The organism is Actinotalea sp. (genome assembly GCF_041597215.1).
In the GTDB taxonomy this organism is placed as follows: Bacteria; Actinomycetota; Actinomycetes; order Actinomycetales; family Cellulomonadaceae; genus Actinotalea.
This window is the reverse complement of record NZ_JBFHHB010000107.1, coordinates 1-10,447: the sequence shown is the minus strand read 5'-3', so window position 1 is coordinate 10,447 and position 10,447 is coordinate 1. Positions and strand designations below refer to the sequence as shown.

Below are 10,447 nucleotides of genomic sequence, written 5' to 3'. Positions count from 1 at the left end.
TTCGAACGTCCCGACCCATCGGCGCGGAACGGCACTACGCTGGACGGTGGCCGGTTGACGAAGACCGGCGGCCGGAACCGGCCGCCGACCGTTCGCACCAGCGAGCGGGTGGCGCCGGAGCACTGTCCAGCAGATCCACGAATCGTTCGTCCGAAGGAGCTTCCGTGGCCACAATCGAGGCCGTAGGCGCCCGCGAGATCCTTGACTCGCGCGGCAACCCCACTGTGGAGGTCGAGGTCGCCCTCGACGACGGCACCATCGCTCGCGCCGGAGTGCCCTCGGGCGCCTCCACCGGTGCGTTCGAGGCCGTCGAGCGCCGTGACGGCGACAAGGCCCGCTACCTGGGCAAGGGTGTCCAGGACGCCGTCAGCGCCGTCATGGACGAGATCGCCCCCGAGCTCATCGGGTTCGAGGCGACCGAGCAGCGCCTGGTCGACCAGGCCCTCATCGAGCTCGACGGCACGCCCAACAAGGGCAAGCTCGGCGCGAACGCCATCCTCGGCGTCTCGATGGCCGTGGCCAAGGCCGCTGCCGACTCCGCCGACCTGCCGCTGTTCCGTTACGTCGGCGGTCCCAACGCGCACGTGCTGCCCGTGCCGATGATGAACATCCTCAACGGTGGGTCGCACGCCGACTCCAACGTCGACATCCAGGAGTTCATGGTCGCGCCGATCGGCCCGTCCACGTACCGCGAGGCCCTGCGCACCGGCGCAGAGGTCTACCACTCCCTCAAGGCCGTGCTGAAGAAGCAGGGTCTGTCCACGGGTCTCGGCGACGAGGGCGGCTTCGCCCCCAACCTGCCGAGCAACCGGGCAGCTCTCGACCTCATCCTGGTCGCGATCGAGCAGGCCGGCTTCGTCCCGGGCAAGGACGTCGCGCTCGCGCTCGACGTCGCCGCCACCGAGTTCTTCAAGGACGGCGCCTACCAGTTCGAGGGCAAGGCCAGCACGCCCGCCGAGATGATCGCCTTCTACGAGCAGCTCGTGGCGGACTACCCGCTGGTCTCCATCGAGGACCCGCTGTCCGAGGACGAGTGGGGCACCTGGGCCGAGCTGGTCTCCAAGGTCGGCGACCGCGTCCAGATCGTCGGCGACGACCTGTTCGTCACCAACCCGGAGCGCCTGGCCCGCGGCATCGCCGAGAAGTCGGCCAACTCGCTGCTGGTCAAGCTCAACCAGATCGGCACGCTGTCCGAGACCCTCGACGCCGTGACGATGGCGCAGCGCGCCGGCTTCACCGCGATGGTCTCGCACCGTTCCGGGGAGACCGAGGACGTCACGATCGCCGACCTGGCCGTCGCGACCAACTCGGGCCAGATCAAGACGGGTGCTCCCGCCCGTGGCGAGCGCATCAACAAGTACAACCAGCTGCTCCGCATCGAGGAGGAGCTGGACGACGCCGCCCGCTACGCCGGTGCGAGCGCGTTCCCGCGCTGGAAGGCCTGAGCCCTCCCGCTCGTGAACGACCAGCTGTTCTGAACGACTGAAGGGCCCGGCACCCAGGTGCCGGGCCCTTCGGTCGTCCGGGGGGCGAGCGGATCAGTCCGTCGGGTCGGCCGGCTCGACCTGCATCGTCGGGCCTTCCTCGACGGAGCCGGAGCCCACGATGACGAGGCTGAGCAGCGGGGCGACCAGGAGCGAGAGCGAGAGCAGGACACCGGCGACGACGGCGGTCACCACGTAGGGCGCACGCCGCCCCGGGTGACGCCTGGCGCCGACCACGCCGAAGACGAGGAGAGCAGGCGGCAGGAGCAGCCACGCGAGCGGGTAGGCGAGGGCGAGAGCGACGACGGCCACGAGGGCGAGGGTGAGCAGCAGGACCTCGCGCCGGGAGAAGGGTTCGGTGGGCCGGGGTGCGGCCGCCGGTGGGGGAGCGGCCCAGCCTCCGGCCGGGGACCAGCCGGGAGCGGGCCCCAGATCGGGACCGCCGACCGCGCCCGTCCCGACCTGGGTCAGGGCGCTGGATGCCACTCCGTCCGGAGCCCAGGCTGCGACGACGGTGTCGACCGAGCCGAGCGTCGCGAGCGACGCCTGGACGTCCGCCGAGGTCGCCGGCCTGCCGAGTGCGGAGAGGTCGGCCTCGACGTGCTCGCGCACGGAGGCGACGATGTCCGCCCGCTCGCCGGGGTCCGCCGCGGCCAGTCGGCGTTCGAGGTCCGCCAGGTAGGCGTCGAGGAGGCCGCTCCCCGGTCGTGAGTCGATCATGACGCTTCTCCTTCCAGGCATCGGGACACGGCAGAGGCGAACGGTGCCCAGACCTCGGTGAAGCCGGCGAGGGCCTCACGTCCGTCCGGGGTGAGCGTGTAGTAGCGGCGTGGTGGACCGTTGGGCGAGTCCTGCCAGAGGGTCTCGACCCAGCCGCGTCGGCGCAGACGTGCCAGCAGGGGGTAGAGGGTGCCCTCGGAGTCCACCAGGGTGCGCTCGGCGCCGAGAGCCCGGGCGAGCTCCTGGCCGTAGGACGGCGCATCCCGCAGGCGCGCGAGGATGCAGTACTCGAGCGTGCCTCGCCGCAGGTGGCTGAGGAGCTCGGTACGAGCGACGGTCGTCGGCTCAGGTGCCATGCGTCGCAAGATACCGGCGTGGCAAGGTACCGTCAACGGCCAGGATCGCGGTCGGCTCCGGGTGTCTGCCGAGATGCCGGTCCACCAGATGGCAGGATCGAGTCATGTCCCGCCGCCCTGCGTCCCCGCGCGCCCGCGCAGCGACGGGCGCGTCCGGGCACGCGGGGCGGCCGGCATCGCATCGTCCGGTCTCGGCGCCCTCGGCGGGCGCCCGGCGTCGCGACACCGCCCGCAGCGAGCGCGGCTCGGGCGAGGACCTGCCGAGCCGCGCGCGGATCTTCTCGATCCGGTCGATCGTGCTCGGTGTGACGCTGCTGTTCGGCTTCATCATCGTCTTCCCGACGGTGCAGAGCTACCTCGGCCAGCAGGAGCTCCTCGGAGCGCTCGCCGCGGACGTGGCGGCAGCGGAGCAGCGCGAGACGGACCTGCAGAGCGAGCTCGACCGGTGGGGCACCGACGCCTACGTCGTCGCCCAGGCCCGGGAACGGCTCGGGTACGTCATGCCGGGGGAGACGGCCTACCGGGTCATCGACCCGGAGGTCGTCGTCGAGGCACCCGCCGTGCAGAGCACCGACCCCGAGGCCACCTCCGGCGCGGCCCTGCCCATCGGCGGCTCGACCGCCCCCTGGTACAGCACGATCTGGGACTCCGTCGAGCTCGCCGGCGCCAGCGGCGTCGCGGACGCCGACGGCACGGACGACGGAGCAGGCGAGTGACGCAGGTGAACCCCCAGCCCGGGCCGGGCGATGTCACCGAGGCCGACCTGGCCACCCTCCAGGAGCAGCTGGGCCGTGTCCCGCGTGGCGTGGTCGGTATCGCGGCGCGGTGCGTCTGCGGGCGTCCGACCGTCGTGCGGACGGCGCCCCGGCTTCCCGACGGCACCCCGTTCCCGACGACCTTCTACCTCACCCACCCCCGTGCCGTCGCCGCCGTCTCCACCCTTGAGGCGAGCGGGGTCATGAAGGAGATGTCCGAGCGCCTCGAGCAGGACGAGGAGCTCGCCGCCGGTCACCGTCGTGCCCACGAGGACTACCTCGCTCGCCGGGCCGAGCTGGGCGAGGTCGAGGAGATCGCCGGCATCTCCGCAGGCGGCATGCCGACCCGGGTCAAGTGCCTGCACGTGCTCGTCGGGCACGCGCTCGCCGTGGGCCCGGGGGTCTCCCCGCTCGGCGACGAGGCGCTCGCCCTGATCGCGCCGACCTGGCGCCCCGAGACCTGCACCTGTCCCTGAGGGCACGTCCCCCGAGGGCCCTACGGTCCGTCGATCCCGCGGTCGGCGGGGCCTCGCCGACCTGGCAGGCTTGGCCCATGACTCGTGTGGCAGCCATCGACTGCGGGACCAACTCCATCCGTCTGCTCGTCGCCGACGTCGACCTCGCGGCCGGAACGCTGACCGACGTCGTCCGCCGGATGGAGGTCGTCCGGCTCGGTCAGGGCGTGGACCGCACCGGGCGGATCGCCCCGGAGGCGATGGAGCGCACCCTGGACGCCTGCCGGCGCTACGCGGCGGAGGCCCGTGAGCTCGGTGCGGGCCCGGTGCGCTTCGTCGCGACCTCCGCCTCCCGTGACGCGGAGAACCGCCAGGAGTTCGTCGACGGCGTCCGGGAGGCCTTCGGGGTCGAGCCGGAGGTCGTCAGCGGCACCGAGGAGGCCGCGCTCGCGTTCCGCGGGGCCACCGGGGCCCTCGCCGGGCGCTTCCCCGGGCCCTTCCTCGTAGTCGACCTCGGTGGCGGCTCGACGGAGCTCGTCCTCGGCACCACCTCTCCGGTCGCCTCGTGGTCGATGGACGTCGGCTGCGTGCGGATGACGGAGCGCCACCTGGCCGGGAACCCACCGTCCGCCGAGGAGGTCTCCGCCGCGAGCGCCGATGTCGAGGCGGCGCTCGACAGGGCGGGCAAGGCCGTCCCGCTCGGCCGGACGGCGACGCTCGTCGGGCTGGCCGGCACGGTCACGACGGTCACGGCCCATGCCCTCGACCTCGAGGAGTACGACCCCGCGCTCATCGACGGCTCGGTGCTGCCCGTCGACACCGTCCTGGCCTCCTGCCGGACGCTCCTGGGGATGACGGTCAAGCGGCGCGCCGCCCTGCCGTTCATGCACCCGGGGCGGGTCGACGTCATCGGCGCCGGTGCCCTGGTGTGGTCCGGCGTGGTGAGCAGGGTGCGGGCGGAGGTCGGCCGGGCCGGGGGGGACCTGCGCACGGTCGTGACCTCGGAGCACGACATCCTCGACGGCATCGCCTGGAGCGCGGCCGAGCGCGGCTGAGCGGCGCGGGGGCAGGATCGGGGGATGAGCTCCCTTCCCCACCCGCGCGTGCGCGCGGGGTTCGACTCGCCCGTGACGCCTGGCACCGGCTGGCCGGGCGACCCGGCAACGGCTGCGACACCCGTCGCGAGACATCCTCGTGAGGTGCTCCGCCTCGCCGCCCGCTGCGGGACGGTGGGCGAGATCGACGCCCTCTCGTCGGTCTGTCGCGCCTGCCCACGTCTGGTGGCCTGGCGCGAGGAGGTGGCGGTCACCAAGCGCAGGGCGTACGCGGGCGAGCCGTACTGGGGTCGCCCGGTACCGGGCTTCGGCGACGAGGACCCTCGACTGCTCGTCGTCGGGCTCGCTCCGGGGGCGCACGGGGCCAACCGCACCGGTCGGCTCTTCACGGGCGACCGGTCCGGGGAGTGGATCGTGCGGGCGCTGCACGGCGCGGGACTGGCGAACCAGGCCACGAGCCTGGACGCGGGGGACGGCCTGCGCCTGATCGGCACCCGGATGATCGCGCCGGTGCGCTGCGTCCCCCCGGGCAACGCGCCCACGACCGAGGAGCGCCACGCCTGCGCCCCGTGGTTGCGCCGCGAGCTCGCGCTGCTCCCCGACGTGCGGGCCGTCCTCGCCCTGGGCGCCGTCGGATGGGCCGCCTCGCTCGACGCGGCGCGGGACGCAGGCTGGCAGGTGCCCCGCCCGGCTCCGCGCTTCGGCCACGGTGCCGTCGCAGCGCTCACCCGGCCCGACGGCGTCGTCGTGCGGCTCGTGGGCAGCTATCACGTCTCCCAGCAGAACACCTCGACGGGCCGGCTCACGCTCGCCATGCTCGACGATGCCGTGCGGCTGGCAGCCGGGGCGGCTGGCCTGGCCTGAGCGACCGGGGCCGGGGTGGCGCTCGTGCCGTCGTGTTGTCGGGTCTGTGCCAGGCATCTACCGTTGCTCCATGGACGCTCCCGCACGCCCTCGCAAGATCCCTCGTGTTCTCATCCTCGGCGGAGGGACGGTCGGGCTGTACAGCGCGCGTCGGCTCCTCAAGCGGCTGGGCAAGCACGAGGCCGCGATCGTCGTCGTGGACCCACGGTCCTACATGACCTACTACCCGTTCATGCCGGAGGTCGCCGCCGGGTCGATCGATCCGCGGCACGCCGTCGCACCGCTGCGCCGGGCGCTGCCAGGGGCCGACGTGCTCCAGGGGAAGGTCACCGAGATCCGGCATGCCGAGCGCCGCGTGCAGATCGCGCCCGAGGAGGGGGAGCCGTACTGGGTCACCTACGACCACCTCGTCGTGGGCCTCGGCTCGATCGCCCGCACGCTGCCCATCCCTGGCCTCGCGGACGAGGCGATCGGCTTCAAGAACGTCGAGGAGGCCATCGCGCTGCGCAACCACGTGCTGGGCCGGATCGACCTCGCGGCGAGCACCTGGGACGTCGAGCTGCGTCGCCGGATGCTCACCTTCACCTTCGTCGGAGGCGGCTTCGCGGGGATCGAGGCGATCGCCGAGCTCGAGGACCTCGCCCGGGACGCGATCAAGGCCTATCCCTCGGTCAACGAGGAGGACCTGCACTTCGTCCTCGTCGAGGGGAGCGGGCGCATCCTGCCGGAGGTCGGCGAGGAGCTCGGCGGCTACACCCTCGAGCAGCTCCGCACCCGCAACATCACCATCCACCTCAACACCTTCCTCACCTCCTGCGTCGACCGGCACGTCGTGCTCTCCAGCGGGATCGAGTTCGACAGCGAGACGATCGTGTGGACGGCCGGCGTGCGCGCGAACCCCGTGCTGGTCAACTCCGACCTCCCGCTGGACGAGATGGGCCGCGTCACCTGCTCCGCCGACCTGCAGGTCGTGCGCCCGGACGGCAGCGTGGTGGACGGAGCATGGGCCGCGGGCGACTGCGCGGCCGTCCCCGACCTGGCGAACCCCGGGGCGTTCTGCCCGCCGAACGCCCAGCACGCCCTCCGTGAGGGGAGCCACCTCGGGGAGAACCTCGTGCGCGTGCTCCAGGGCCACGAGCCGACGCCCTACAAGCACGCGAACGTCGGGGCCGTCGCCTCGCTGGGCATGCACAAGGGCGTGGCGCAGATGCTCGGGCGCTACAAGGTCCGCGGGCTGCTCGCGTGGATCCTGCACCGGACCTACCACGTGTACGCGATGCCGATGGTGAACCGGAAGGTCAAGATCGCCGCCGGGTGGACCGCGACGATGTTCTTCCGGCGGGAGGTCGTCGCGCTCGGTGCGCTGCACGACCCGCGCGCGGAGTTCCGGGCGGCCTCCGTCCCCGGGGCGCCCCGTCCGGAGCCCGCCGCGCCGGCGGACCCGGAGATCGCCGGCTCGGTCGCGGCCGCCGAGGGCGACAGCAGCGCGACGTAGCGGGCAGCGGCCGGGGGCGGGCTGGCAGGATGAGCGCGGCGAGCCCCCGTAGCCCAAACGGCAGAGGCAACCGGCTTAAACCCGGTCCAGTGCAGGTTCGAGCCCTGCCGGGGGCACCGCGCAGGCCGGTCCGGCGCGTCCTCCCAGGGGACGTCCAGCCTTCTCCGAGAGGATGGGAACACGGGGCCTGGGCTGGACGTTGACACCACGACAGAGGCCGCTACCCCGCAGTGCCACCGGCGCCGCAGCGACCAGGAGGAACAGTGAGCAACCCCGTCTTCAGCAACAGCGCGATCTTCGGCGAGCCTCGCCGAGGCCGCACGACGACCATCCAGCCCAGCCCGTACCAGGCTGCCGGCACCGGGACGGCCGCCTCCGCAGGGATGGACGCCGCCTCACTCGAGCAGATGTACGGCGCCCCGACGGCGACCACGCGCGACACCATGCGCATGACCTACGACGACGTCATCATCAAGACGGCGGGCCTGCTGGCCCTTCTCGTCGCCGTCGCCGCGGTGACCTGGTACGTCGCGCCGGGACTCTTCTTCGTCGGCATGATCGTCGGGCTCGTGCTCGGCCTGATCAACGCCTTCAAGAAGGAGCCGAGCCCCGTCCTGATCGTCGCCTACACGATCGCCCAGGGCGTCTTCCTCGGCGGGATCAGCTACCTGTTCCAGAACTTGACCGTCGACGGGACCGCGACCGGGACGGCGGAGCCGATCGTCCTCCAGGCCGTCCTGGCCACCTTCGCGACCTTCGGTGCGGCGCTGGCGCTCTACGCCTCCGGCAAGGTGCGCGTCACCCCCAAGTTCACGCGATTCCTGATGATCTCGATGGTCGGGTACCTGCTCTTCTCGCTGCTGAACTTCGGGCTGTCCTTCTTCGTGGCGAGCGCCGGGTTCGGTCCGCTGCGCAACGGCTGGATCGGTATCGCCGTCGGCCTCTTCGCCGTCGGTCTCGCGACGATGTCCCTGATCGTCGACTTCGACTCGATCAAGCGAGGGGTGCAGCAGGGCGTTCCGGTCAGGTACGCGTGGTCGGCCGCCTTCGGTCTGATCGTCACCCTGGTCTGGCTGTACCTGGAGATCCTGCGGATCCTCGCGATCCTGCGGAACGACTGAGCACGGGCGGACGAGCCCCCACGACGATGCGTCGTGGGGGCTCTCCCGTGCCCGGCCCCTGACTCAGCCCTCCGCCCGCAGGGCGAGGAACCCGGCGATCATCAGGTCCAGCGCACGCTCGAAGCTGCGCTCGACGTCGTCGGGGAGCCCGAACCCGCCGTCGAGCTCGAGCATGACGAAACCGTGGACGAGCGCACGCACCGTGCGGACCGCGTCGACCTCGCTGAGCGGAGCCGTGGCTCCGGCGCCTGAGCGGGGCGCCAGGCCGAGAGGTTCCAGGGCCTTGGCGATGACGGCGACCGAGCGACCGGCCGCCTCGTGGATCTCGCTCGCGCCGGGGTCGTGGGCCCAGGCGCCGCCCTGCACGGCGGCATAGCGGCCCGGGTGGGCAAGGGCGAACGCGCGAACGGCGCGGGCCAGTGCGCGCACGGACTGCGCGGCACGTTCGTCCGGCGGGCCCGTCCTCTCGGTGGTGGCGACCGTGCGCAGCTGTGCGGTGAACTCCTCGACGCAGCGCAGGGCCACGGCACGGCGCAGGTCGGGCAGCCCGCCGACATGCTTGTACAGGCTCGGGACGGCGACACCAGCCCGGGCGGCGACCGCGGCGAGCGTCAGTCCGGCGAAGCCCTCGGTGTCGACCACCTCCAGGGCGAGGGTGACCACCGCCGCACGGCTCAGTCCGGCCCTAGGCATGGGCGGCGAGCCATCCGGAGCCCGGGGACCTCAGCCGGCCGAGGAAGGTCTCGATCCTGGGCAGGACGGTCTCGGGAGCCTGGTGCTGGGGGTAGTGGGCCGACTCGGCGACGAGGAGGCCCTCGCCCTGAAGGGTCGCCGTGGCGCGCTCGAGCTCCGCTGCCGGGTCGCGGTAGTCGGGGTCGCGCTCGCCGATGACGACGAGGCTCGGCGTCCCCGCAGCAGCCACCCGCTCGGCACGCTGGGCCACGCCGCTGTGATCGAGCTGGAGCATGAGGTCGCGCAGGGAGCGCAGGGCGCCGGGCCGCGCGAGCCACGACCGGATCCCGGCGGTGTGCTCCGGGAGCCACGCGGCTGTGCGGCCCCGGTTCAGCGGGCCCGCGTAGTAGCGCGTCCACGCGGCAGCGCCCCAGGGGCGGGCGAAGAGCAGCCGGTAGGCGGCGTGCATCACGGCACGCAGGGCGCGCGAAGGGTTCGGCTCGGACAGGAACGGCGACACGAGGACCAGGCCGCTGACGAGGTCCGGCCGCTCGGCCGCGGCCCAGACCGCAGCGCTGGCACCCATCGAGTTGCCGATCAGCACCGCGGGGCCGGCGTCGACGTGCTCGATCAGGGCGAGGACGTCCTCGGCCGTCACCTCGTCCCCGTGCCGGGTGAAGGTGGTGTCGGAGTCGCCGTGGCCGCGCAGGTCCATGGTCAGGACACGGTGGGTCGTCGAGAGCGGGCCCACGAGCTCGCGCCAGGTGGCGCGGATGTCGCCCATCCCGGGGATGAGCAGGACGAGCGGGCCGCTGCCCTGGCTCGTCCACGCGATGCGACCCTCGGGTCGCGGGAGGTGGTGAAGGTCCATGAGCAGAGAAGCTAATGCTATTAGCCGACTCTGTCAACGGTCCCCGCGCCGGGCATGTCCGGCCGCCTCACGCACGAGGTGGGCCCGTCCGGTGCGGCGTCGGGGCGAGGGATCGGGCACGATGGTCCCCGGTGCACGAGCACCGCTTCCGACCAGAGAGGTCCGACCCATGTCCTTGCCCACCGCCTCCGGCGGCTTCGGCGACAAGCCCGTCCTGACCTTCCCCGAGAGCCCGGCTCCTGCCGAGCTCGCTGTCGAGGTCCTCGTCCAGGGCTCCGGCGACACCGTCGAGGCCGGTGACGACCTCGAGGTGAACTACTTCGGCCAGATCTGGGGCGGCCGGATGTTCGACAACTCCTACGACCGCGGCTCCTCGATCTCCTTCCCGATCGGCGTCGGCGCCGTCATCGGCGGCTGGGACGACGGCATCGTCGGCACGCAGGTCGGCTCCCGCCTCCTGCTGTCGATCCCGCCGCACCTCGGCTACGGCGAGCGCGGGATGCCTCAGGCGGGCATCGGCGGCACGGACACCCTCGTCTTCGTCGTGGACGTCGTCGGCACCCGCCACCGCTGATCCACCGCTGCGCGTCCGGGCCACC

At 72.7% G+C, this 10,447-nt stretch carries 12 protein-coding genes and 1 tRNA gene; 9 read left to right on the top strand and 4 right to left on the bottom strand.

Annotated elements, in window-relative coordinates:
• Positions 1-164 precede the first annotated feature (164 nt).
• Complete coding sequence (gene eno / locus ABWK99_RS09145) at positions 165-1,445, top strand: phosphopyruvate hydratase (RefSeq protein ID WP_372594389.1); 1,281 nt, start codon at positions 165-167, stop codon at positions 1,443-1,445.
• 93 nt (positions 1,446-1,538) lie between these two features.
• Here eno and ABWK99_RS09140 read toward each other — a convergent pair whose 3' ends face one another.
• Both ABWK99_RS09140 and ABWK99_RS09135 read right to left on the bottom strand, forming a co-directional pair.
• Positions 1,539-2,204, bottom strand: a complete 666-nt coding sequence (locus tag ABWK99_RS09140; RefSeq protein ID WP_372594388.1) for a hypothetical protein — start codon at positions 2,202-2,204, stop codon at positions 1,539-1,541.
• Complete coding sequence (locus tag ABWK99_RS09135; protein WP_372594387.1) at positions 2,201-2,560, bottom strand: PadR family transcriptional regulator; 360 nt, start codon at positions 2,558-2,560, stop codon at positions 2,201-2,203. Before ABWK99_RS09135 ends, ABWK99_RS09140 begins: the two co-directional genes overlap by 4 nt.
• A 104-nt stretch (positions 2,561-2,664) precedes the next feature.
• Here ABWK99_RS09135 and ABWK99_RS09130 point away from each other — a divergent pair, with 104 nt between their 5' ends.
• The 7 genes from ABWK99_RS09130 (at position 2,665) to ABWK99_RS09100 (ending at position 8,305) form a co-directional block, all read left to right on the top strand.
• Positions 2,665-3,276: a septum formation initiator family protein gene (locus ABWK99_RS09130; protein WP_372594386.1), complete on the top strand. Its 612-nt coding sequence runs from the start codon at positions 2,665-2,667 to the stop codon at positions 3,274-3,276.
• 5 nt (positions 3,277-3,281) lie between these two features.
• The gene (locus tag ABWK99_RS09125; RefSeq protein WP_372594385.1) at positions 3,282-3,791 is read left to right on the top strand and encodes a DUF501 domain-containing protein; all 510 of its coding nucleotides are present in this window, start codon (positions 3,282-3,284) and stop codon (positions 3,789-3,791) included.
• A 77-nt stretch (positions 3,792-3,868) separates the two neighbouring features.
• Positions 3,869-4,825: an exopolyphosphatase gene (locus tag ABWK99_RS09120; RefSeq protein ID WP_372594384.1), complete on the top strand. Its 957-nt coding sequence runs from the start codon at positions 3,869-3,871 to the stop codon at positions 4,823-4,825.
• Between the two features lie 24 nt (positions 4,826-4,849).
• Positions 4,850-5,689, top strand: a complete 840-nt coding sequence (locus tag ABWK99_RS09115) for a uracil-DNA glycosylase (protein ID WP_372594383.1) — start codon at positions 4,850-4,852, stop codon at positions 5,687-5,689.
• A gap of 70 nt (positions 5,690-5,759) precedes the next feature.
• Entirely contained in the window at positions 5,760-7,184 is a 1,425-nt protein-coding gene (locus ABWK99_RS09110; RefSeq protein ID WP_372594382.1) for an NAD(P)/FAD-dependent oxidoreductase, read from the top strand.
• A 42-nt stretch (positions 7,185-7,226) separates the two neighbouring features.
• Positions 7,227-7,300: transfer RNA gene (locus tag ABWK99_RS09105), tRNA-Leu, on the top strand.
• A 147-nt stretch (positions 7,301-7,447) separates the two neighbouring features.
• Positions 7,448-8,305, top strand: a complete 858-nt coding sequence (locus tag ABWK99_RS09100; RefSeq protein WP_372594381.1) for a Bax inhibitor-1/YccA family protein — start codon at positions 7,448-7,450, stop codon at positions 8,303-8,305.
• Between the two features lie 63 nt (positions 8,306-8,368).
• Here ABWK99_RS09100 and ABWK99_RS09095 read toward each other — a convergent pair whose 3' ends face one another.
• Together ABWK99_RS09095 and ABWK99_RS09090 are read right to left on the bottom strand one after the other, a co-directional pair.
• On the bottom strand, positions 8,369-8,998 hold the full coding sequence (locus ABWK99_RS09095; protein WP_372594380.1) for a TetR/AcrR family transcriptional regulator: 630 nt from the start codon (positions 8,996-8,998) through the stop codon (positions 8,369-8,371).
• Positions 8,991-9,848, bottom strand: coding sequence for an alpha/beta fold hydrolase (locus tag ABWK99_RS09090; RefSeq protein ID WP_372594379.1), 858 nt, complete (start codon positions 9,846-9,848; stop codon positions 8,991-8,993). The genes ABWK99_RS09095 and ABWK99_RS09090 overlap by 8 nt, the downstream gene beginning before the upstream one ends.
• 169 nt (positions 9,849-10,017) lie before the next feature.
• Here ABWK99_RS09090 and ABWK99_RS09085 point away from each other — a divergent pair, with 169 nt between their 5' ends.
• Positions 10,018-10,422 carry an FKBP-type peptidyl-prolyl cis-trans isomerase gene (locus tag ABWK99_RS09085; RefSeq protein ID WP_372594378.1) on the top strand — a complete coding sequence of 135 codons (405 nt, stop codon included), beginning with the start codon at positions 10,018-10,020 and terminating at the stop codon, positions 10,420-10,422.
• Positions 10,423-10,447: the final 25 nt, after the last annotated feature.